22 protein-coding genes are annotated in these 22,362 nt (G+C 64.7%); 16 read left to right on the top strand and 6 right to left on the bottom strand.

Annotated features, from left to right (window positions below; all coding sequences use genetic code 11):
- Positions 1-130 precede the first annotated feature (130 nt).
- The gene (locus BKY27_RS04750; protein ID WP_071673298.1) at positions 131-3,535 is read left to right on the top strand and encodes an indolepyruvate ferredoxin oxidoreductase family protein; all 3,405 of its coding nucleotides are present in this window, start codon (positions 131-133) and stop codon (positions 3,533-3,535) included.
- A gap of 116 nt (positions 3,536-3,651) precedes the next feature.
- Here BKY27_RS04750 and BKY27_RS04745 read toward each other — a convergent pair whose 3' ends face one another.
- Entirely contained in the window at positions 3,652-3,879 is a 228-nt protein-coding gene (locus tag BKY27_RS04745) for a sulfurtransferase TusA family protein (protein ID WP_071673297.1), read from the bottom strand.
- Positions 3,880-3,972: 93 nt separating this feature from the next.
- Here BKY27_RS04745 and BKY27_RS04740 point away from each other — a divergent pair, with 93 nt between their 5' ends.
- The 3 genes from BKY27_RS04740 to BKY27_RS04730 all read left to right on the top strand — a co-directional run bounded on the left by BKY27_RS04740 (position 3,973) and on the right by BKY27_RS04730 (position 7,388).
- On the top strand, positions 3,973-4,722 hold the full coding sequence (locus tag BKY27_RS04740; protein ID WP_071673296.1) for a cytochrome c biogenesis CcdA family protein: 750 nt from the start codon (positions 3,973-3,975) through the stop codon (positions 4,720-4,722).
- A gap of 66 nt (positions 4,723-4,788) precedes the next feature.
- The gene (locus BKY27_RS04735; RefSeq protein ID WP_071673295.1) at positions 4,789-6,051 is read left to right on the top strand and encodes an alpha/beta fold hydrolase; all 1,263 of its coding nucleotides are present in this window, start codon (positions 4,789-4,791) and stop codon (positions 6,049-6,051) included.
- On the top strand, positions 6,048-7,388 hold the full coding sequence (locus tag BKY27_RS04730) for a cytochrome P450 (RefSeq protein WP_071673294.1): 1,341 nt from the start codon (positions 6,048-6,050) through the stop codon (positions 7,386-7,388). The genes BKY27_RS04735 and BKY27_RS04730 overlap by 4 nt, the downstream gene beginning before the upstream one ends.
- Positions 7,389-7,391: 3 nt before the next feature.
- On the opposite strand, the gene BKY27_RS04725 is transcribed toward BKY27_RS04730, so the two are convergent.
- Positions 7,392-7,862 (bottom strand): YbaK/EbsC family protein, encoded by a 471-nt coding sequence (locus BKY27_RS04725; RefSeq protein ID WP_071673461.1) that lies wholly within the window; start codon positions 7,860-7,862, stop codon positions 7,392-7,394.
- A 93-nt stretch (positions 7,863-7,955) separates the two neighbouring features.
- On the opposite strand from BKY27_RS04725, the gene BKY27_RS04720 reads away from it, so the two are divergent.
- From BKY27_RS04720 to BKY27_RS04710, 3 genes are read left to right on the top strand one after another with little or no spacing between them, the layout of a single operon-like run.
- Positions 7,956-10,754, top strand: a complete 2,799-nt coding sequence (locus BKY27_RS04720; RefSeq protein ID WP_071673293.1) for a [protein-PII] uridylyltransferase family protein — start codon at positions 7,956-7,958, stop codon at positions 10,752-10,754.
- Positions 10,751-11,020 carry a hypothetical protein gene (locus BKY27_RS04715; RefSeq protein ID WP_071673292.1) on the top strand — a complete coding sequence of 90 codons (270 nt, stop codon included), beginning with the start codon at positions 10,751-10,753 and terminating at the stop codon, positions 11,018-11,020. The genes BKY27_RS04720 and BKY27_RS04715 overlap by 4 nt, the downstream gene beginning before the upstream one ends.
- A gap of 59 nt (positions 11,021-11,079) precedes the next feature.
- Complete coding sequence (locus BKY27_RS04710; RefSeq protein ID WP_071673291.1) at positions 11,080-11,544, top strand: hypothetical protein; 465 nt, start codon at positions 11,080-11,082, stop codon at positions 11,542-11,544.
- Between the two features lie 7 nt (positions 11,545-11,551).
- Here BKY27_RS04710 and BKY27_RS04705 read toward each other — a convergent pair whose 3' ends face one another.
- Positions 11,552-12,541, bottom strand: a complete 990-nt coding sequence (locus tag BKY27_RS04705; protein ID WP_071673290.1) for a GlxA family transcriptional regulator — start codon at positions 12,539-12,541, stop codon at positions 11,552-11,554.
- 156 nt (positions 12,542-12,697) lie between these two features.
- On the opposite strand from BKY27_RS04705, the gene BKY27_RS04700 reads away from it, so the two are divergent.
- Positions 12,698-14,068: a class II 3-deoxy-7-phosphoheptulonate synthase gene (locus BKY27_RS04700; RefSeq protein WP_071673289.1), complete on the top strand. Its 1,371-nt coding sequence runs from the start codon at positions 12,698-12,700 to the stop codon at positions 14,066-14,068.
- A 58-nt stretch (positions 14,069-14,126) separates the two neighbouring features.
- Here the strand turns inward: BKY27_RS04700 and BKY27_RS04695 are convergent, their stop codons facing one another.
- A complete protein-coding gene (locus BKY27_RS04695) occupies positions 14,127-14,741 on the bottom strand; it encodes a PAS domain-containing protein (protein ID WP_071673288.1) in 615 nt (204 codons plus the stop codon).
- Between the two features lie 153 nt (positions 14,742-14,894).
- Here BKY27_RS04695 and BKY27_RS04690 point away from each other — a divergent pair, with 153 nt between their 5' ends.
- The 3 genes from BKY27_RS04690 to BKY27_RS04680 are packed head-to-tail and all read left to right on the top strand — an operon-like array spanning position 14,895 to position 16,944.
- Positions 14,895-15,770, top strand: a complete 876-nt coding sequence (locus BKY27_RS04690) for a YicC/YloC family endoribonuclease (RefSeq protein WP_071673287.1) — start codon at positions 14,895-14,897, stop codon at positions 15,768-15,770.
- Positions 15,771-15,772: 2 nt separating this feature from the next.
- Entirely contained in the window at positions 15,773-16,426 is a 654-nt protein-coding gene (gene gmk, locus BKY27_RS04685) for a guanylate kinase (RefSeq protein ID WP_071673286.1), read from the top strand.
- A complete protein-coding gene (locus tag BKY27_RS04680; RefSeq protein WP_071673285.1) occupies positions 16,423-16,944 on the top strand; it encodes a gamma carbonic anhydrase family protein in 522 nt (173 codons plus the stop codon). The genes gmk and BKY27_RS04680 overlap by 4 nt, the downstream gene beginning before the upstream one ends.
- A 102-nt stretch (positions 16,945-17,046) precedes the next feature.
- Here BKY27_RS04680 and BKY27_RS04675 read toward each other — a convergent pair whose 3' ends face one another.
- Positions 17,047-17,661 carry a histidine phosphotransferase family protein gene (locus tag BKY27_RS04675; RefSeq protein ID WP_084667854.1) on the bottom strand — a complete coding sequence of 205 codons (615 nt, stop codon included), beginning with the start codon at positions 17,659-17,661 and terminating at the stop codon, positions 17,047-17,049.
- Between the two features lie 12 nt (positions 17,662-17,673).
- Here BKY27_RS04675 and BKY27_RS04670 point away from each other — a divergent pair, with 12 nt between their 5' ends.
- The 3 genes from BKY27_RS04670 to BKY27_RS04660 all read left to right on the top strand — a co-directional run bounded on the left by BKY27_RS04670 (position 17,674) and on the right by BKY27_RS04660 (position 19,594).
- The gene (locus BKY27_RS04670; RefSeq protein WP_071673284.1) at positions 17,674-17,853 is read left to right on the top strand and encodes a DUF3553 domain-containing protein; all 180 of its coding nucleotides are present in this window, start codon (positions 17,674-17,676) and stop codon (positions 17,851-17,853) included.
- Between the two features lie 149 nt (positions 17,854-18,002).
- Positions 18,003-18,773, top strand: a complete 771-nt coding sequence (locus BKY27_RS04665; RefSeq protein WP_071673283.1) for a GNAT family N-acetyltransferase — start codon at positions 18,003-18,005, stop codon at positions 18,771-18,773.
- Entirely contained in the window at positions 18,770-19,594 is an 825-nt protein-coding gene (locus BKY27_RS04660) for a lysophospholipid acyltransferase family protein (RefSeq protein ID WP_071673282.1), read from the top strand. The genes BKY27_RS04665 and BKY27_RS04660 overlap by 4 nt, the downstream gene beginning before the upstream one ends.
- Here the strand turns inward: BKY27_RS04660 and BKY27_RS04655 are convergent.
- Entirely contained in the window at positions 19,575-20,201 is a 627-nt protein-coding gene (locus BKY27_RS04655; RefSeq protein ID WP_071673281.1) for a thiamine phosphate synthase, read from the bottom strand. The two genes, BKY27_RS04660 and BKY27_RS04655, sit on opposite strands and share 20 nt — an antisense overlap.
- Before the next feature lie 101 nt (positions 20,202-20,302).
- Between BKY27_RS04655 and BKY27_RS04650 the strand changes: the two genes are divergently transcribed.
- Both BKY27_RS04650 and ctaA read left to right on the top strand, forming a co-directional pair.
- Positions 20,303-21,046, top strand: a complete 744-nt coding sequence (locus BKY27_RS04650) for an RNA methyltransferase (protein ID WP_071673280.1) — start codon at positions 20,303-20,305, stop codon at positions 21,044-21,046.
- 179 nt (positions 21,047-21,225) lie between these two features.
- On the top strand, positions 21,226-22,362 hold the full coding sequence (gene ctaA, locus BKY27_RS04645; protein WP_071673279.1) for a heme A synthase: 1,137 nt from the start codon (positions 21,226-21,228) through the stop codon (positions 22,360-22,362).

Here is a 22,362-nt window from a genome sequence, read left to right as displayed (position 1 = left end):
CCCTCGCAACCTAAAGAATTTGGTCTAAGGTTCAATCACAAACCCCATCATGCCCAGCTTCTAGGCTTGAAAGGTCACATTTGTTGACCTATATTTGGGAAAGATTTCGGCAATCCAGCAGGAGGCGCCTATGGGAGTGGCACAAGTTTCATTGCAAGACCGGTTCGATCTTGAAAAATCCCCGGTCCTGCTGAACGGCACGCAAGCGCTGGTGCGACTGATGCTGGCACAGAAGTGGCGCGACACGCAGGCCGGGTTGAATACGGCAGGATATGTGACCGGTTATCGCGGCTCGCCGCTTGGGGCCGTTGATCTGCAAATGGCCCGCGCAAAGACGCAGCTCGACGCCGCCGATGTGGTGTTCCAGCCGGGCTTGAACGAAGACCTCGCCGCCACCGCCCATTGGGGCGCGCAACAGGCCGAGCTTCGGGGCGAAGGCAAATACGACGGCGTGTTTGGCCTGTGGTACGGCAAGGGGCCGGGGGTGGACCGTTCGGGCGACGTGATGCGTCATGCCAACATGGCGGGCACCTCGGCGCATGGCGGCGTGATCATGGCCATGGGCGATGACCACACCGGCGAAAGTTCCACCGTCTGTCACCAGTCCGATTGGGCATTGGTCGATGCGCATATGCCGGTGCTCAGCCCGGCGGGCGTGCAGGAAATCCTCGACTACGGCCATTACGGCTTTGCGCTCAGCCGCTATGCCGGGGTCTGGGTCGGGCTCAAGACCATGAAGGATACCGTCGAGGCGACCTCGATCGTCGATGGCCATCCAGACCGGATGCAGTTTGTCACCCCCGATTTCGCGCTGCCGCCCGATGGGCTGAACATCCGGCTTGGCGATCACTGGATCGCGCAGGAAGAGCGGCTGCTTGGCCATAAACGCTTTGCGGCCGAGGCGTTCGCGCGGGCAAACGGCATCGACAAGCGGGTGCTTGGCAAGCCTGGCGCCAAGATCGGTTTCGTTGCGGCGGGCAAGAATTGGCTCGACCTCGTGCACGCGATGGAACTCTTGGGTATTCACGAGGAAGAGGCCGAACGGCTCGGCGTCACGACCTACAAGGTCGGCCAGACATGGCCGTTGGACATGAAAAGCCTTGAGGACTGGGCCGAAGGGCTGGACCTGATCGTCGTCGTCGAGGAAAAGCGCAAGCTGATCGAGGTGCAGATCAAGGAGGCGATCTTCGACAACCGCCGGGGCCGCCGCGTCTTTGGCTACAAGGATGGCCATGGCGAGATCCTGTTCCCCACCCATTACGCGCTCGACCCCAACGACATCGCGGTCAAGCTTGGCAATATCCTGATCGAGGAAGGACGCGGCACCGACCGCATCCGCGCCGGGATCACCCAGGTGAACGAGGCGCTGCGGGCCGACAACGCGCAGGAACTGGCGACGCGCCTGCCGTGGTTCTGTGCGGGCTGCCCGCACAACACCTCGACCAAAGTGCCCGAGGGCGCGCGCGGTGGTGCCGGGATCGGCTGTCACTTCATGGCCCGCTGGATGGACCGTAACACCGAGGCCTTCACCCATATGGGTGCCGAAGGCGTGAACTGGGTGGGCGAGGCGCCGTTCTCGACCCGCAAGCACATTTTCCAGAATCTCGGCGAAGGCACCTACAACCATTCGGGCATTCTGGCGATCCGTGCCGCGCTGGCGGCGGGGACCAACATAACCTACAAGATCCTGTTCAACGACGCGGTTGCCATGACTGGCGGCCAGCACAACGAGGGCGACCTGCAACCCGAGCGCATCGCGCACGAGATACGGGCCATGGGTGTCAAGCACATCGCCCTGGTTCACGACCCCAAGGAAGAGATTGATTTTTCGGGATTTCCCAAGGATGTCGAACGCCACCCGCGCGATGAGCTGATGTCGGTTCAGGAAAAATTCGAAGAGATCGGCGGCGTTTCGGCGATCATCTATGTGCAGACCTGTGCCGCCGAAAAACGCCGCCGCCGCAAGCGCGGCACCTTCCCCGATCCCGACAAGCGCGTCTTCATCAACACCGATGTTTGCGAAGGCTGTGGCGATTGCGGGGTGCAGTCGAACTGCGTCGCCATCGTTCCGGTGGAAACCGAACTGGGCCGCAAACGCGCCATCGACCAGTCAAGCTGCAACAAGGACTTTTCCTGTCTCAAGGGCTTTTGCCCCAGCTTCGTCACCGTCGAGGGCGGCAAGATCCGCAAAAGCGCGACGGCCAGCATCGACGTGGGGCACCTGCCGGCCCCGACGCTGCCAACGATCGACGGCACCCATAACGTGGTGATCACCGGCGTCGGCGGCACCGGGGTTGTCACTGTCGGCGCGGTTCTGGCGCAGGCGGCACAACTGGACGGCAAGGGTGCGGGCATGATCGAAATGGCGGGCCTCGCCCAGAAGGGCGGTGCGGTGCATATTCACTTGCGCTTGGCGGAAGCCCCCGAAGACATCAGCGCGATCCGCGTGGCCGTGGGCGAGGCAGACTCGGTCATCGGGGGCGATCTGGTGGTGTCCGCCGGGGCCAAGACCCTTGGTCTGATGACCACGGGCCGCACCAAGGCCGTGGTCAACAGCCATGAGATCATCACTGGAGCATTCACCCATGATACGGAATTTCGCATTCCTGTGAATGATTTGGAGGTCGCCCTTCAAGCGCGACTGGCCGAGGGCCTGGCGCTGTTCGACGCCACGGTCCTGGCGCAAAAACTGATGGGCGACTCGATCTTCTCGAACATGATGATCCTCGGCGCGAGTTGGCAGAATGGGCTGGTGCCGCTGTCGGAAGAGGCGATCCTGACCGCCATCGAGCTGAACGGGGCCGCCGTCGAGCGCAACAAGGAAGCGTTTGAGCTGGGCCGGTGGGCTGTGCTGAACCCGGAAGAGGCAGCAAAGCTGGGCGCAAGTTCGGTCGTCGAAATGCCGAAACCGCTGGAGGAGCGGATCGCCTTTCGCGAAAACCACCTCGTGTCCTACCAGGGCAAACGTCTGGCTAAACGATACCGCAAGCTGGTCGATGGGGTCGAGGATGCCGGTCTGAAAGAGGCGGTGGCGCTCGGCTATCACAAGCTGTTGGCCTACAAGGACGAATACGAGGTCGCGCGGCTGCACCTGGAGACCGGGGCCAAGGCGCGCGAGGTGTTCGAGGGCGATTTGAAACTGACCTATCACCTTGCGCCTCCGATGCTGTCGGGCAAGGACGATGCGGGCCGCCCCAGAAAACGCGCCTTCGGGGCGTGGATGGGCACAGGTTACAAGGTTCTGGCGCGGATGAAGCGGCTGCGCGGTACCCCGTTCGATCCCTTCGGTTATTCGTCGGAACGCAAGATGGAACGCGCGCTGATCAAGCAATACGAGCGTGACATGGCCGAAATTCTGGGCGCGGTGACGCTGGAAACGCGGCAGGTGGCCCTGCACCTTGCCGAGCTTCCGCGCCAGATCCGGGGCTATGGTCCGGTCAAGGAGGCCAGCGTAGCCGCCGCCGAAAAGCGCCGTGAAGAGCTGTTGGCCGCCTTCCGCAGCGGCGGCGCGCCGATTGCGACAGCCGCAGAGTAACTTGGCGGAGGCGCTGCCGCGCCGCTTTGATGCCCCCTGTGGGCAGGCGATGAAGACCTCCGGCGTTCCGCGTCCGGAGGTCTTTTTCGTTGAGTATTTTTGCCAAGAAGAAGGGATCACGTCTTGCGGATGAGAAAGGCGGTCGCGCCCTCTTGCGGGGTGCTGGAGAGCAGCGTTTCCCCCTGTTCCACGCAGAAATGGGGGATGTCGATTTGGGCCACGGGATCATCCGCCAAGAGGCAGAGGGTTTCGCCCGAAGCCAGTGTCTGAAGTGCCTTGCGCAGGCGCAGAACGGGCAGGGGGCAGAGCAGGCCGATGGCGTCGATGGTGCGTGTGGGCGTCATGGGGCCCGCGTAGCGCAGGGCTGCGGCACTTGTCCACGGGAATGTGAGCGGGCTTGGGCTGGTGTTTTCGGTGCGGGCCGATAGGAAGGGACCATGTTCGGAATCGATCTCTTTGACGCGGGACTGCTGCCTGCGATGTTCGTGGCCCTCACGGCAGGGGTGCTGAGTTTCCTCAGCCCCTGCGTGTTGCCTATCGTGCCACCCTACCTGGCCTATATGGGCGGCATTTCCATGGCCGAGATGCAGGCGGGGCAAGGGCGGCGCAAGGCGGTGCTGGCGGCGGCGTTTTTTGTTCTGGGGCTATCCACGGTCTTTATCTTCCTTGGTTTCACGGCGTCGATCTTCGGGCAGTTTTTCTTGCAGAACCAGCAACTTCTGGCGCGCATCGCCGGTGTGGTGGTGATCGTTTTCGGTCTGCATTTCCTTGGCGTCTTTCGCATTCCGATCCTCGACCGCGAGGCGCGGATGGATGCGGGGGACCGCGGCGGCTCGGCGCTTGGGGCCTATGTGCTGGGGTTGGCCTTTGCCTTTGGCTGGACGCCTTGTATCGGGCCGCAGCTTGGGGCGATCCTTGGCATTGCAGCGGTGGAAAGCTCGGTCCAGCGGGGCACCATCCTGCTGGCGGTCTACGCGCTTGGGCTTGGAGTGCCGTTCCTGCTGGCGGCCATGTTCATCGAGCGCGCCATGGGCGTGATGACGCGGCTCAAGCGGCATATGCGGCTGATCGAGCGGATCATGGGCGCGCTTCTGATCGTGGTCGGCCTGATGCTGCTGACCGGGGCGTTGACCTCGATTTCCTTCTGGCTTCTGGAAACCTTTCCGGTCCTCGGCGCGCTTGGCTGATTGTCGCCTTAGCCTTGCCTGAATTTCCCGCTAGGGTGGCGGGCAAACGGGCAGAGATGGCAGGCCATGACAGAGCAGAGGCAGGAGGTGCGCGCGCGGCGCGTGCTGTATATTCCCGGCTTCGATCCGGTTCCGGCGCGCAAGTATCGTGAGAGATACCGGCGCGGGGGAACCGAACAGGCAGCGATTTCCGGCTACAGTCTCGACTTGGGGCCGCAGCGCACCAAGGGCTATTATGGCTGGTCGGTCGAAACCCGGATCGGCGGACACATCACCCATGCCGATGTCGAAGTGCTGGTCTGGGCCGATATCGTCAAGGCCTCTATGGCGCATGGGATCGTGGCCACCTACTGGCAATTGCTGCGCACGGCCTGGGCCTATGTCGGCTCGGGCGCGCTGTTTCGGCTGATGCGGTTGCGCAAGGGGCCGGTGATTGCCGCGCTTTACCCGGTGCTGTTGCTGCTGGGGCAATTGGGGCTGGCGCTGTGCGCCGCCGGCCTTGTCGGGGCAGGGCTTTTCGGCGGTCTCTACCGCGCGTCCCTTGCCGTCGATCTTGCTGTGGCGGGCCCGGCTGCGGTCGTTGTGATGGCATCGGTCGCGCTGGCCGCGGGGTGGGCTGTTGCATGGGGCAGTCTGCGCTGGTTCAAGAAGCGCGATCCATGGCTTGGCTGGTACCTGATGCATGACTACGCCTTTTCGGCGGGTCATGGCGGGGCCTATCCGCCCGCGCAAGAGGCCCGGATGCGCGCGTTTGCCGACCGGATCGACGAGGCGCTGCACGCCGATGTGGAGGAGGTTCTGGTCGTTGGCCATTCCTCGGGCGCCTATATGGCGGTGTCGCTGCTGGCGGACCTGATTCGGGCGGGCCGGGTGCCGGATGGCGGGCCAAAGCTGGCGCTGCTGTCGCTTGGCCACGTGGTGCCGATGGTGTCGTTCCTGCCCAGGGCGGACCGCCTGCGCGCCGATCTGGCTTTTCTAAGCACGCGCGACGACATCACCTGGCTGGACGTGACCGCGCCCGGTGATGGCTGTTCCTTTGCGCTGTGCGATCCGGTCGCTGTCTCTGGCGTTGCCCCCGAGGGGCAGCGTTGGCCGCTCGTGATCTCGGCAGCCTTCACGCAAACGCTGAGCGTCGAGCGGCAAAAGGCCCTGCGCTGGCAGCTTTTCGAGCTGCACTTCCAGTATCTCAATGCGTTTGATCAGCCAAAGGATTATGACTATTTCCAGATCACCGCGGGGCCGCTGACCCTGGCCAGCCGGTTCGCGGACCGCGCGCCCTCGCCGGGGCGCATTACCCGCCCGGTCAACCGCTACACGAGCATCGCATGATCCCACCGAAACCCAAACCCCGTGCGGATCGTGTTTCGCTCTGGCGCTATCTGCGACTGTTTCGGGCTGACATCCTGTCGGCGCAGCCTGCGCGGCTTTACCGGGCGTGGATGGCCGAGTTCAAGACGCCGTTCTTTCGCAGCTTCATGGTCAACCAGCCGTCTCTGATCGACACGGTGCTGAAGGACCGGCCTGACGACTTCCCGAAATCTGACCGGGTGGGCGAGGGGCTGCGGCCCTTGTTGGGCAATTCGGTCTTCCTGACAAATGGCGAGACGTGGAAGCGGCAGCGGCGCATCATCGACCCGGCTTTCGAGGGCGGTCGCCTGCGCGATACCTTCCCCGCGATGTGGGATGCGGCGGAGGCAGCCTGCGATCGGATCGGCACCGGAGAGGTCGAGGTCGAGGAACAGATGAGCCACGCGGCGGCGGATGTGATTTTCCGCACGCTCTTCTCGATCCCCATCGAGCACGAGGTGGCCAGCGCCGTCTTTTCCCAGTTCCGCGAATACCAGCGCACTCAGCCCATCCTGAACCTTGCCGCCTTTCTGCCCCTGCCGCGCTTTGTGCCGCGCGGGCATCGGCGCAAGACCAAGGCGACCGCCAAGTCCATCCGGGGGCTGATCACCCGGCTGACGGCAGAGCGGATGGCGGCAATCGACGCGGGAACCGCGCCTGATGATCTTGCCACCAAGATCATGACCACCACCGATCCGCAGACGGGCGAGACCTTTTCCACTGCGGAAATGGTCGATCAGGTGGCGATCTTCTTCCTTGCCGGCCATGAAACGAGCGCGTCTGCCTTGGCGTGGACGCTTTACCTGATGGCGCTGTTCCCCGAGTGGCAGGAGCGCGTGGCCGCCGAGGCGCAGGTCTTGGGGGCTTGCGATTTCCGGGTGATGTCCAAGTTGCGGCTGAGCCGTGACGTGTTCCGAGAGGCGCTGCGGCTCTACCCGCCGGTGCCGATGATGGTGCGAGAAGCGATCTGCCCCGAACGGTTCCGCGACCGCAACGTGCCAAAGGGCGCGCAGATTGTGCTTTCGCCGTGGCACCTGCACCGGCACGAACGACTATGGGACAATCCCGATGGGTTCGATCCGGGCCGTTGGCACACCGAGAACGGCAAGCGCTGCCAGCGAGAGGCCTATATGCCCTTTTCGGCTGGCCCCCGCGTCTGCACCGGGGCCGGGTTTGCCATGGTCGAGGGGCCGCTTTTGCTGTCGATGCTGCTCAAGCGGGTGCGGGTTGAGCTGGTCGATGGGAAAGAGCCGGTGCCGGTGGCCTTCCTGACCGTGCGGGCAAAGGACGGGATTCATCTGCGCGTCAGCCCGCGCTGACGTTCAGACCGTGAAATCGGCGGGCAGGGCGCCGCTCAGCCGCAAGATGTCCTCGGGTGTCATCGGGACAATATGGCGGGGCGTGCCCGCTGCGGCAAAGACCACCTCGAAGGCGGACAGGCGCGGATCGAACCATGCGCGGATGGGGTTTACATGCCCCACCGGCGCAACGCCCCCGATGGCAAAACCCGTCTGCGCCCGGATCAGCGCCGCATCGGCTTTGCCAAGCGCTTCGCCCGCCAGCGCACTGGCCTTGTCTGCATCCACCTGATTTCCGCCAGCGGTGATGAAGAGCAGCGCCTCTCCGCTGTCCTCGCCCTTGAAAATGATGGATTTGGCAATCTGGTCGATCACGCATCCCGCCTGCGCGGCTGCTTCGGCGGCGGTACGGGTGCTGCCATCCATCTCCAGCACATCCGCTGTCAGCCCGGCCTCTGTCAGGGCCGATTTCACGCGCTTCAGGCTCTTGCTCATGGTCTGTCCCCCAGTTGACGACGCATCTTTGCCGCGCCCGACCGTATTGCGCAAGCGATTGACCTTGGCCCGTCGCGCGGCCATCAAATGCCTATGCGTTTTTCATCCCGCCTGACCCGCCATCCCCTTCCTTTCGACCCCGAGCGTGGGGCCGATGTGCTGTCGTCACTGCCCGAGGTCGCCCCCGAGTTGCGCCCGCTGATCACCGGAACGGCAGGTTGTAGCCCGTATCTAGCGGGATTGATGGGGAAGGAAAGCGATTGGCTGATCGAGGCGTTGACGCAAGACCCCGACACGGTGCGCCAAGACCTGCTGCACGCCACACGCGTCACGACGCAGGCCGATCTTGTGGCCGGGCTGCGGCGGCAGAAACGTCGTGTCGCGCTCTATGCCGCGCTGGCCGATCTGGGGGGGGTCTGGACGCTGGAAGAGGTGACCGGACTGCTGACCGATTTCGCCGATGCCGCTGTCGATACTTCGATCCGGTGCCTTGTGGGGGCCGAGGCACGGCGTGGCAAGATCCCCGGAATGAGCGAGGACGACGCGGCGACCGGCGCGGGCATGGTTGCGCTGGCCATGGGAAAGATGGGCGCAGGTGAGCTGAACTATTCCTCGGATATCGACCTGATTTGCCTGTTCGACGAAAGCAGGTTCGAGCCGGACGACGAGATGGAGGCGCGGGCGAGCTTCATCAAGGTAACCCGCCGCATGGCCGCCGTGTTGTCGGATGTGAAATCCGAAGGCTACGTTTTCCGCACCGACCTGCGGCTGCGCCCTGATGCCAGCGTGACGCCGGTCTGCATCTCGATGGCGGCCGCCGAACGCTATTACGAATCCGAGGGGCGCAACTGGGAACGCGCCGCCTATATCAAGGCGCGGCCCTGTGCGGGGGATATTGCGGCGGGGCAGCGGTTTCTCGATGATCTGATCCCCTTCGTTTGGCGCAAGCACCTCGATTTCGCAGCTATTCAGGATACCCATGACATGCGCGAAAAGATCCGCCGTCACAAAGGGTTGCACGGGCCGATCACGCTGGAAGGCCACAACATGAAACTCGGCGCGGGCGGCATCCGAGAGATAGAGTTCTTCGCCCAGACCCGGCAGATCGTGGCTGGCGGGCGCGACCCGGACCTGCGGTTGCGCGGCACGGTTCCGGCGTTGACCGCCTTGGCCGAAAAGGGCTGGATCGAGCCGGGGGCGCGCGACAAGCTGATCCGCCATTACCGCCTGCACCGTGAGATCGAGCACCGGGTGCAGATGGTAAACGATGCGCAGACGCATCTGCTGCCCAACAACGCAGAGGGGATCGCGCGGATCGCAAATTTCTGCGGCGAAAGCGATGTGGCGGGGTTCCGCGCTGACCTCAAGGACCGGCTGGCCGAGGTCGAGGCGCTCTGCGAGCCGTTCTTCAAACCCGAAGAGTCGGAGTCCGACACGCCGGACCTGTCCGAGAAAGCCGAGGAAATCGTGGCCCGCTGGCCCGGCTATCCGGCGCTGCGCTCGGCGCGGGGGCAGGCCATCTTTGCGCGGCTCAAGCCTGACTTGCTGGCCCGTTTCGCCGAGACGCCCCGCCCAGAAGAAGCGTTGTCGAATTTCGACGGGTTCTTGCGCGGACTACCCGCCGGGGTGCAGCTCTTCTCGTTGTTTCAAGCCAACCCGCCGCTTGTCGACCTGATCGTCGACATCTGTGGCACCGCGCCGGGGCTGTCGCGCTATCTGTCGCGCAATTCCGGGGTGCTCGATGCTGTGATCGGTGGCGATTTCTTTGCCGCGTGGCCAGAACAGGACGATCTGTCCGCCGATCTGGAGGCAGCGCTGGAGCATGAGGATTACGAGGGCGTCCTGAATGCCGCGCGACGCTGGATGAAAGAGTGGCATTTCCGCATCGGCGTGCACCACTTGCGCGGCCTGATTTCCGCCGAAGAGGCGGGGGCCGAATATTCCATGCTGGCCGTGGTCATCCTGCGCGCGCTCTGGCCCCGTGTGTGTGATGACGTCGCGCGCCGCCATGGCCCTGCGCCGGGGCGGGGCGGGGCCGTCGTTGCCATGGGCAGCCTCGGGGCCGGGCGGCTGACGGCCGGATCGGACCTCGATCTGCTGGTGATCTACGATGCCGAGGGCGTCGAGATGACCGGCGGTCGCCGTCCGCTGGACCCGCGCGGCTGGTTTGCCAAGGCGACCAAGACGCTGATCACCGCGCTGACGGCCCCCACTTCCGAGGGCAAGCTGTACGACGTGGACATGCGCCTGCGCCCCTCTGGCCGTCAGGGGCCGGTGGCGACCTCGCTTGGCAGTTTCCGGCACTACCAAAAGACCGAGGCGTGGACATGGGAACATCTGGCGCTGACACGAGCGCGGGCAGTGGCGGGCGACGACAGCCTGTGTGCCGATATCGAGGCGATCCGGATGGAGGTGCTGACCAGCCCGCGCGACCCTGCCGCCATTGCCGCCGATGTGCAGGACATGCGCGACCGTCTGACCGCCGCAGGGCGGGTTGGCACCGGGCTCGATGCCAAGGACGGGCCGGGCCGGATGAAGGATATCGAGCTTCTGGCAGAAACCGCCGCGCTGATCGCAGGCGTGCCTGCGCGCGGCGTGTCCGGGCAATTGGACTCCGGGGTCTCGCTCGGCTGGATCACCGCGGATGAGGCCCGCGCCCTTGCAAAGGCGCATCACCTCTATGGCAGGCTCAACCACGCCACGCGTCTGTTGACCGACCGGCCGCTGGATCTGGATGAGATCGGGCAGGGCGGGCGCAGCTTTATCGCCCGCGAGGCCGGTGTCGCGGACAGCGCCGAATTGGCCGCGAAAGTGGACAGCTTGCGGGGCCAATCTGCGGCTATCATGGATCACGCGTTGGCCAACCCGCCGACACAGGAGGATATGACATGAGCGACGCAAGCGACCCCAAGGGACTGGTTCGGGAATCCTACCGGATCGAAGGCATCACGGAAGGCGAATGCCGGTCCATCTTCATGGACTGGGCGCTGAGCCTGTCCGACCCGGACCCGCTGCCCCAGATCGCCGCGCTGCTGGAACGATACGGCGCGGACCACCCCGACCACCCGATGACCGGGGTGTTGCGGGCGGGGCTGGAAACACCACCCGCCGCCAAGCGCAGGGGCGGGCGGGCCGCGCGGGTACCGTCGGACGATTGAACCGGCGGGCGGGGCCGGGCGACCTACAGGCAGTCATGTCCCAGCCAAGGAGCCCCGCCATGTTTTCCCGCCAAATCCTCGTCGTGTGTGTCGCCGCCCTGTTGGGGGCGGCTGCCACCGTCGACCGCGCCGAGGCAACCTGCGTCGCCCCCGGCATCGCGTCCGGGCGCTATGAAAATGTCGACCCGAACACCCGCTCGATCACCACGGCGAACCTGCAATTCGTCTGCGGCTCGCGCCATATCGACAATGGCGATGGCACCTATACCCTCATCCATGACGCCGATCCGCATTGGACGCTGCGTCTGTGGGGGGCCTGCCACCCCAGCGATTGCGACTGGGGCACCACCCGCGGTCAGACCGACCGGGTTGGCCGCGTCCTTGCGACCTATGATCAGGGCTTTGCCCGCCGGTCCGTTGCCGTTGTTCCGTCGCGCGGCAACTTGGTGCAATTGGTCGTAACCTCGCATTACACCGACGGGCGCGCCACGCGCACCTGGTCGGAATACCTGCGCCTGCAATAGGGCGCGGTCAGCCCTTGATCCGCGTGGCCTGCGCGCCGCGTTCGCGGTATGGCGTGGTGTCGTAATGCGCCCGGTAGCATTTCGAGAAATGCGAGGGCGAGGCAAAACCGCAGGCCAGCGCCACGTTGATCACGCTCATATCCGTCTGCATCAGCAGGTTGCGCGCCTTTTGCAGCCGAAGCTCCATGTAATAGCGCTTGGGGCTGCGGTTCAGGTAACGCCGGAACAGCCGCTCCAACTGGCGGGTGGACATGCCCACCTCATGCGCCAGAATCGAGGGGCTGATCGGTTCCTCCAGATTTTGTTCCATCATCCGGATGACCTGGCTCAGCTTGGGGTGGCGCACGCCGATCCGGGTCGGGATCGACAGGCGCTGCGTGTCCTGATCGGTGCGGATCGAGGTGTAGATCTGCTGATCGGCCACTTGGCTGGCCAGCTCCTCGCCATGGTCATTGGCGATGATGGTCAGCATCAGGTCGATCGAGGCGGTGCCGCCCGCGGTCGTCATCCGGTTGCCGTCGATCACGAAGACCGACTTGGTCAACAGGACTTCCTCGAATTCTTCCGAGAAACTGTCCTGGTTTTCCCAATGAATCGTGGCCCGTTTGCCATCGAGCAGCCCGGCTTTGGCCAAGGCATAGCCCGCCGTGCAGAGCGCCCCCATGGTGACGCCGCGCCGCGCCTCGCGTCGTAGCCAGTTCACCAACCGTTTGGTGGTGGCCTTCTGAACATCGACGCCGCCGCACAGGATGACGGTGTCTTCGCGCGTCAGGTCTTCGAGATCCTGATCGAGCAGGATGCGTGTGCCGGAACTGCAATTGACGACATCACCGCCTTCACCGGCCTGAATGACCTTGTACAGCTCGGCATCGGCCAGACGGTTCGCGATCCGCAATGCGTCGATGGCACCGGCGAAGCTCAACAACGTGAAATTGTCCAGCAGGACGAAGACAAACCGCTTGGGTTGTCTCGGCACACCGTTCAGCAATGTGACCATCGCGCTCCCTTTCCTGCACGGCCGGGTGAGGAGGGGCCGCGTCGCCTAGCGAAACCACCATTTTTTCCGCTACGCAATCCCCAAGGGTTGATTTTCGCATTGGCCCCCGGCCTCTCGCCGCCTATAAGGCCCACCGAAACGCATAGGAGACGTGACATGGCACAGGCATGGACGAAATCGGACTGGAGAGCAAAGCCCCGAGTTCAGATGCCCGATTACCCCGATGCCGAGGCATTGGCGGCGGTCGAGGCACAGCTTGCCAGCTATCCACCGCTCGTCTTCGCGGGCGAGGCGCGCAAGCTCAGGCAAAACCTGGCCGCCGTGTCCCGCGGGGAAGCCTTCCTGTTGCAAGGCGGCGACTGCGCCGAAAGCTTTGCCGAGTTTTCCGCCGACTCCATTCGAGACACCTACAAGGTCATGCTGCAAATGGCCGTGGTGCTGACCTATGGCGCCAAGGTGCCGGTGGTGAAAGTTGGCCGCATGGCGGGCCAGTTCGCCAAGCCGCGCTCGGCCCCGACCGAGGTCAAGGATGGGGTGGAACTGCCCTCCTACCGGGGTGACATCATCAACGAGTTGGATTTCACCCCCGAATCCCGCATTCCGGACCCCGCCAAGATGCTGCGCGCCTACACGCAGGCGGCGGCGTCGTTGAACCTGCTGCGCGCCTTCAGCCAAGGCGGTTTCGCGGATATTCACCGGGTGCATGCCTGGACCCTTGGGTTCACCGACGGGGACGAGGCCAACCGCTACCGCGACATGGCCAACCGGATTTCGGACGCGCTCGATTTCATGACCGCCGCCGGTCTGAACTCGGAAACCGCGCATACGCTCGGCACCGTTGATTTCTACACCAGCCACGAGGCGTTGTTGCTGGAATACGAAGAGGCACTGTGCCGGATCGACTCGACCAGCGGATTGCCGGTCGCGGGCTCGGGCCACATGATCTGGATCGGCGACCGCACCCGCCAGCCCGATGGCGCGCATGTCGAATTTTGCCGGGGCGTGCAGAACCCGATTGGCCTGAAATGCGGCCCGACGACGACCGCCGAAGACCTGAAGGTGCTGATGGCCAAGCTGAACCCGGAAAACGAGGCGGGCCGCCTGACCCTGATCGCGCGCTTCGGCGCGGGCAAGGTGGGCGATCACCTGCCGCGCCTGATCCAGACGGTGCAGGAAGAGGGCGCGAACGTGGTCTGGTCCTGCGACCCGATGCACGGCAATGTCATCAAGTCTTCCACGGGATACAAGACCCGGCCCTTCGACTCGATCCTGCGCGAGGTGCAAGAATTCTTCGCCATCCACCGCGCCGAGGGCACCGTGCCGGGCGGCGTGCATTTCGAGATGACCGGCAAGGACGTGACCGAATGCACCGGCGGCGTGCGTGCCGTGACGGACGAGGATTTGTCGGATCGCTACCACACCGCCTGCGACCCGCGTTTGAACGCGTCGCAGTCGCTGGAACTGGCGTTCCTCGTGGCTGAGGAACTGTCGACCAATGGCGGAAAGACGGCTGCTGCTGCCGGGTAATCTGGCGCGCCACTCGCAAAGAAACACCCCGGTGCGGTTGTGCCGGGGTGTTTTGCATTCAGGCCCTGCCGCCCCGGATAACGTCGAAGGCCGGTGTGCGCACAGGGCGTGGTCCCGTGGGTTGTGTCTGAAACGGTTTCAAGCTGGTATGGCACAGCCGAAACCGGCGGGGCGTCAGCCCGATGGTTCCCGTCGTCGACAGAACGCCGATCGCCCGATCCACCGCGCCGGATCGCCCGACAAGGGGCAGGATCACCATACGACCCGTCAGGACCGCGCCGCATTGCGACTCCGAGATCAGCCCGGCCTCCAGCCCGGCCGGTGTGGAAAAGACCCGGTCGGCCATGTCCACCAGTTGCGCGCGGTCGGGACTGTCGAACAACGCGCGCAGCGGCATCCCGCGCAGGTCCATCCCCATCAGGTCCGTCAGGTGGCGCCCGCCAAGCCGGACCCGCAGGGTTTGCGGCCTGACCCGGTCGATCAGGAACGCGTAGGGCAGCAACGGGCCAAGCGCGCGCGGATCGACATCCCGGCGTCGGGGCAGGGCATCGCCGGTTCGCAGACCCTGCCAATAGGCGTGCAGGGCGGCGGCGGTCTGGCAAGGGCCGGGTGGTTGCCGGGGCCAGAGCGGCACGATGGTCTCTGTCGCGGGGCGCGCGATGGTTGGATGCATGGCCGAGCCTCCTTTCGCCACCCCGGACGCGCCAGCCGCGCTTGGACCGCGCGCCGGAGATGTGCTAACGCCTTGATCGTTATGCTTACCGAAGTGTTACTAACATCGGGACAAGTTTAAGAGCAGGGGGAGAATTCGCACGTGGTTAATTCGATGACCGGCTACGCAGCCCGCGACGTGGCCTCTGACGGGGTCATGCGGTCGTGGGAATTGCGCAGCGTCAACGGGCGCGGGCTGGACCTGCGGCTGCGGCTGCCCGAACGGCTGGGGCGGCTCGACATCCTGCTGAGGGACCGGCTGAAAAAGGCGCTGGCGCGCGGGTCGGTGACGCTGTCGCTGAAGATCACGCGAGAGGACAGCGTCGCTGTGGTCGATGTGAATGACGAGGCCCTGCGATCCCATCTTGCGGCGCTGGCCCACGTTCAACGGACCGCCGAGGCGCAGGGTCTGCCCGTTGGTGCCCCGGATGCCACTCGCATCCTGACCTTGCCGGGCGTGATGGCCGCCAGCGGCGATCTGGACCTGCCTTCCGACGAGGTGCTGCTGGCCGAATTCGACGCGTTGCTGACTGCCTTTCTGGCGTCCCGCGCCGAGGAGGGCCGGGCGCTGAGCCAGACGCTGAAAGGCCAGATCGACGCCATGGCGCCGCTGGTCACCCGTGCGGCTGATCTGGCCGAGGCGCGTAAGGGCACCGCCGCAGAGCGCCTGCGCGAGACCTTGCAGAAAATCCTCGACACGGCACAGGGCATGGACCCGGACCGGCTGGCCGAGGCGTTGGCGGTGCAGGCGGTGAAATCGGACGTGACCGAAGAAATCGACCGTCTCGCCAATGCCCATATCCCCGCCGCCCGCGCGCTGTTGACCGCCGACGGGCCGGTGGGTCGCCGCTTTGATTTTCTCATGCAAGAGTTCAACCGCGAGGCCAATACACTCTGCTCCAAGTCCAGCGACGCCGCGCTGACCCAGACCGGGCTTGACCTCAAGGTGGCGATTGATCAGATGCGCGAGCAAGTCCAGAACGTGGAGTGACCATGTCCCAGCCAGACACCCGCCGCGGCCTTCTCATCATCCTGTCCTCGCCCTCGGGGGCCGGAAAATCAACCTTGGCCAAGCGGTTGATGGCCTGGGATCAGACGCTGTCCTTTTCGGTTTCGGCCACGACGCGCCGCCCGCGACCGGGGGAAGTGGACGGCAGCGACTACCACTTCCTGTCCGAGAGCGCCTTCAAGTCCATGGTGCGCAATGGCGAAATGCTGGAGCACGCCCATGTCTTCGGCAATTTCTACGGCTCGCCGATGGGGCCGGTGAAGGCGGCGATCGACCGGGGCTGTGACGTGTTGTTCGACATCGACTGGCAGGGGGCACAACAGATCAAGACCAGTGCGCTGCGCGACCACGTGCTGTCGATCTTCGTGTTGCCACCCTCGATTGCGGAACTGCGGCGCCGTCTGGTCAGCCGCGGGCAGGACGCGCCCGAGACGATCCGTAAGCGGATGCAGAAAAGCTGGGACGAGATCAGCCATTGGGATGGCTACGACTACATCCTGGTCAACGACGATCTTGACGCCACCTTCGAGCAGCTCAAGACCATCGTCAGTGCCGAACGCTTGCGCCAGCCGCAGCAACCGGGGCTGGTCGGCTTCGTTCGTGGGCTGCAATCGGAATTCGAGGAGGACGAACAATGATCTACGCGCTGGACGGGGTCGCACCGGACATTGCCGGAGATACATGGGTCGCGCCCGACGCCAACGTGATCGGTCGCGTGGTGTTGGAAGCGGGGGCGTCGGTCTGGTTCGGTTGCACCCTGCGCGGCGACAACGAGGAAATCCGCGTCGGCGCCGGATCGAACGTTCAGGAAAACTGCGTCTTTCACACCGACCCCGGCTGCCCGCTGAGCATCGGGGAAAACTGCACCATTGGGCACAAGGCCATGCTGCATGGCTGCACCATTGGCGACGGCAGCCTGATCGGCATGGGGGCGACGGTGCTGAACCGGGCCAAGATCGGCAAGGGATGCCTGATCGGGGCAAATGCGCTGGTGACGGAGGGCAAGGAAATCCCCGACTATTCGCTGGTCATGGGCGCACCCGGCAAGATCGTCCGCAGGCTGGACGAAGACGCGGTGAAAAACCTGCTGGCCTCGGCCGAGCATTATCGCCAGAACATGCGCCGCTTTCGAACCGGTCTCGCCGCTATCTCTTGAAGCGTGTCGGTGTCTTTCGAAATCACGCCGCCCCGTTCTAACCTATTGATTTCGCAAGTCTGAGGGGTGCAAAAGCCGGTTGCCACTGTTGCGCGACATGCCCTAGTCCGCACGGAGGCAAAGGGTGTTGGCCCCTTCGTCGATCTGATGCGACAGGGTCAGCCCCTGACGCGACACTTCCTGCGCCAGCAGGGAAAATTGCACCCGTGCGGCGGCCGGCGGGGATGAGGGCAGGGTCAGGCCCTGCCACAACTCGGCGTCGATTGACAGTTTTCGCCCGGCGCCCCGAACGCACCATCCCCCGTCCTCGGTGATCGTCAGCGTGCCGCCGAGGGGCAGGGCCATCTCGGCGCAGTTCAACAGCAGGAACCCCAGTTTCGCGGCGCGACGGGACGGATCGCCCATGACCTGCCAGTCAACGCTCAGCCGACCGCTGCCATAGACGGCGGACAGGATGTCCTGAACCTCGCGCTCTGACAGCGTGTCGCCGGGGCGCGCCGCACCGAAGGCCACGCGGAAAAAGCGGATGCGCGCCATAGCATCGCTCAGCGCCGCGCCGATCAAGTCGAGTTCCGGGGTTTTCGGGGCACCCGACAAGGCCAGCAGTTCCAACCCGTTGGCGATGGCACTGAGCGGGTTTACAAGGTCATGACAGAGTCGTGACCCCACCAGGTCGGCCAGGTCCGGCGGCGTAACCGGTTGCAGGTCGTCCATCATGAAAGGCCCCTTATGTCCAAGGATCTGAACGCCATGCTGGAACCGGGGATGTTGGTGCGCCACCCCGAGCAGCCCGATTGGGGGCTGGGACAGGTGCAATCCAATATCGGCGGGCGCATCACCGTCAATTTCGAAAACGCGGGCAAGGTTGTGATCAACGGCGATCGCGTTGGCCTTCTCATCGAGTTTTAACCCCCTTCTGGCTGATCGTCCCGACCCTAGCCGCGCAGAAGTTAACAGTTTCCTAACATTGCCGAGGGCGACGGCGCGTCCTGTTGCAAAACCGGGGGCAATCGCTTAGCCCCGTCGGGCGGAAACAGGGCAGGACGGGGCGCGCGGGCGTGGTCATCGACGACAGTCAATTCGAGCTTCGGCTGGCACGGGACGAGGCCGACCTGCGGTTGGCCCAAGCCTTGCGATACGAGGTTTTCGTGGCCGAACTTGGCGGCGACGGAGAGATGGTGGATCACACCGCCCGGCTGGAGGCCGACCGCTTCGATCCGTTCTTCGATCACCTGATGCTGTTCGACCATGCACGCGCGGGCAATCAATGCGTTGGCGTCTACCGGCTGATGCGCGCCAATCAGGCCGAAGCCGCCGGGCAGTTCTATTGCGACGATGAATATGATCTGGGCATCTTGCGCCGCTCGGACCTGAAGTTGCTGGAACTGGGGCGGTCCTGCGTTCATGCCGACTATCGCGGCGGCACGGCGATGATGCAGCTGTGGAACGGGTTGGCCGCCTATGTCGAGGAACACGGGATTGACCTGCTTTTCGGGGTGGCGTCCTTCCACGGCACTGACGCCGACGACTTTGCTGCGCCGCTGGCGCTGCTGCATCACCGTTACCTTGCGCCGGAAGACATCCGCGTTCGTGCCCGCGACAGCCATTTTCAGCGGATGGACCTGATCCCCGAGGACCAGTTGGACCGGGTCAAGGCGGCCAAGGCGCTGCCGTCGCTGATCAAGGGCTATCTGCGGATGGGCGGCTTCGTGGGCGAGGGGGCGTTCATTGACCACCCGTTCAACACGACCGATATCTGCCTGCTGATGGATGTAAAGCGCGTCTCGCAAAAGCAGCTTGGCCTCTACCGGCAAGGGGCACGGGGATGACCGTGTGGGATGACGGCAGCCTGCCTGACCCGGTGCGCATCGGGCCGGGCGGCTGGCTGCGGGTGCTGTTGCGGGGGGGCGCCATCGTTGGGGTGTTGCTGATCTGTTTTCCGCTTCTGCTGGTCTTGCGTGTGCCAGAGAAATGGATTTGGGGTCAGGCGCGACCGATCACGCCGTGGATCACGCAATTCGTCTGCATCTGGGCCTGCCGGATCATCGGGCTGAAACGCCGGGTGCGCGGCGCGCCGACCCCGGATCGCGGGGCCTATGTGGCCAACCATGCCAGTTGGCTGGACATCTTTGTGCTGAACGCCTCGAAACGGATCTATTTCGTCGCCAAGGCCGACGTCGCGGGATGGGCCGGGATCGGCTGGCTGGCGCGCGGAACCGGCACGGTGTTCATTCGCCGCGACCGGCGCGACGCGAAACAGCAACAGGCGGTATTCGAAAATCGGCTGCAAGCCGGGCACAAATTGCTGTTCTTTCCCGAGGGCACCAGCACCGACGGCCAGCGGGTTTTGCCGTTCAAGACCACGCTCTTTGCGGCCTTCACGACCGAGGCGTTGCGCGATTTCCTGAAACTCCAGCCGGTAACTGTTCGGTACCACGCGCCCGAAGGGGCGGACCCGAGGTTTTACGGCTGGTGGGGGGATATGGGCTTCGGGCCGGGCCTGCTCAAGGTGCTGGCGGCGCCACGGCAAGGGGCGGTCGACGTGATATATCATCCGGCGATTGCCGTGGCCGACTACCCGGATCGCAAAGCGCTGGCGGCGGCCTGCGAGGCCGCCGTGCGTCAGGGGTTCAGCGCAGCGGCGCGGTAAGCGCGGCCATGGCGGCGACGGGATCGTCGGCCTTCCAAATCTCTTCTCCGATGGCGAAGAAATCGGTGACGGGGGCGATGGCCTCGATCAGCGCGACCGTCAGCGCGCCCTCGGCCACAACCGGCAGTTCGATCATTTCCGACCACCACGCGAAGAGATCATGCTCGGCGCGGGTGCCGTCGCCAAGCGGGCTGTCGCCCACGGGACCGAACGAGATGTAATCCGCGCCCGCTTCGCCCGCCGTCATCCCGTCATGGGTCGAGGCGGCACAGAAGGCCCCGACGATGGGGTCGGCGCCAAGTTCCTTGCGGGCCTTGCGAACAGAGCGAGCAGCGTCTGTCAGGTGCACCCCGTCGAGGCCGAGCCGCTCGACCATGCCCAGATGCCGCTCGATCACGATGGGAACATCGCGGGCATGGGCGATCTCGCGCAACGCGTCGGCGGCGCGGGCAACCTCATCCGCATCCGACGACGCATGGGCCAGCCGCAAACAGGCGATGTCTGTTGCATCCAGAACGGCGGCAAGCCGTGGTGCGAAGGCGTCGATGTCAAAGGCGGGCGGGGTCACGAGGTAGATCTGCGGCTGTTCGGGCGCGTCGTCCGTCATGGCGGGCTCCTGTCATGGTCTGGCGGCGGTGATAGCTGTTGCCGCGCGCGGGAACAATGGGGCGCTTGCATTGACTGGCAGGCAGTTTTAAGCGGCTGCCCATGACCATGCCCAAACCCCAACCCGCCTTCATCCTTGTTCGCCCGCAGATGGGCGAGAATATTGGTGCGGCCGCCCGTGCCATGTGGAATTTCGGGCTGGACCACATTCGCGTGGTCGAGCCGCGCGACGGCTGGCCCAATGAACGCGCCGTGGCTCTGGCCAGCGGGGCCGGGCGGCTGCTGGACAATGCCGGGCTGATGGGGTCGGTCGAAGAAGCGGTGCGCGACTGCACCTATGTCTTTGCCACGACCGCGCGCCAGCGGGGGCTGACCAAGCCGATCGTCACGCCGGAACGCGCGATGGAACAGGCCCGCGCAATTCATGCCGAGGGCGGCAAGGTCGGGGTGTTGTTCGGTCCCGAGCGGGCGGGGCTGGAAAACGAGGATATCGTACAGGCCGACGCTATCATTTCGGTGCCGGTGAACCCGGAGTTTGCTTCACTCAACCTTGGCCAATGCGTGCTGCTGACCGCCTATGAATGGCGCCGCGCCACCGCCGAGGTCGCGCCGGAGGTGATGGAAATGGCGCGGACGGATTTTGCCACCGGGTTGGAGATCGAGAAGCTGGGCGACCATTTCGAGGAACGGCTGGAAGAGGCCGGGTTCTTCTTTCCCGAAACCAAGGCCGAGGGCATGAAACTGAACCTGCGCAACCTGTGGGGGCGACTGCCGCTGACACGGGCCGATGTGCAGACCTTTCACGGGATGCTGCGCCAGATGGTGCGCTGGAAAGAGCGCGGCTGACGCTTTGGGGGCGGACTTCCGGACGGGGCGAAACAGGTCTGGCCCGCGTCACGGGCGCTGCCTCGGTCACGGATAGGTGATGATCGGCGACCTGTGTGCCGCGCGACCGATTGCCGTTCTGCTTGATCCCCCCCAAGGCTGGGGCTAGGTCTGGCGGGACCGAGCAAGGGAGCCGAGGAATGAGCGGACAGCGTAGCATTTTCGAAGAGGTTGGCGAGGCGCAGAAACCCGCCGCGACTCCGGGGGCGCTCAGCGCCGGACGCGGGCGGGGCCGGGGCTTTGCGCGGGGCTGGCTGGTGCTGCTTTTCGTGATGGTGGTGGCGATGATCATGGTGGGCGGGCTGACGCGGCTGACCGACTCTGGCCTGTCGATCACCGAATGGGCGCCGATCTCTGGCGCGCTGCCACCGATGACCGAGGCCGACTGGCAAACAGAGTTCGCCGCCTATCAGCAGACCGATGAATTCCGGCTTCAGAATTCGGCCATGACCTTGCAGGATTTCAAGGGCATCTACTGGTGGGAATGGGGCCACCGGCAGCTTGGCCGGACAATCGGGCTGGTCTGGGCGCTTGGGTTCTTCTTCATGCTGGCCAGCCGGCGGATGCCACGCGGATGGGCCGGTCGGTTCCTGTTGATTGGTGCGCTTGGCGGGCTGCAAGGGGCGATTGGCTGGTGGATGGTCTATTCCGGGCTTCAGACCGGGATGCTCGACGTGGCCTCTTACCGGCTGGCCACCCATCTGGGCATCGCCTTCCTGATCCTGTCGCTGATCGCGTGGTATGTGCAGCGCCTGCGGCGCGACGAGGCCGAGTTGCTGCAGGCCCGCCGGGGTGCGGATCGCCGGATGAAGGGGATGACGACGGGGCTGTTGCACCTGGCCTTTGTCCAGATCCTTTTGGGTGCACTGGTGGCCGGGATCGACGCCGGGCGCCTGTTTCCCGACTGGCCGCTGATGTCGGGTGGGTTCTTCCCGCCGGCGATGTGGCAGATCGAGCCGCTGTGGCGGAATTTCTTTGAGAACGCGGGCACGGTCCAGTTCATCCACCGGATCGTGGGCTATCTGTTGGTGCTTATGGCCATTGGCGTGCTGATCGCCGCGCGCAAATCGTCCTATCGCTCGGTCAAGGGCGCGGCGCAGGTGGCGGCCGGGATGATCTTTCTGCAAGCTGTGCTTGGCATCGTGACGGTGATGCAGTCCTCGCCGCTGCACATCGCCATCATCCATCAATTGGGCGCCGTGGCGACCATTGTTCTGATCCTGCGGGCGCGCTTCACCGCGATGTACCCGCCCATGCAATCCGTAAGAGGGGCCTGA

It is taken from the genome of Nioella nitratireducens (assembly GCF_001879715.1).
Taxonomy (GTDB): Bacteria; Pseudomonadota; Alphaproteobacteria; order Rhodobacterales; family Rhodobacteraceae; genus Nioella; species Nioella nitratireducens.
The sequence above is the reverse complement of the archived record's forward strand: the minus strand, read 5'-3'. Positions and strand labels throughout refer to the sequence as shown.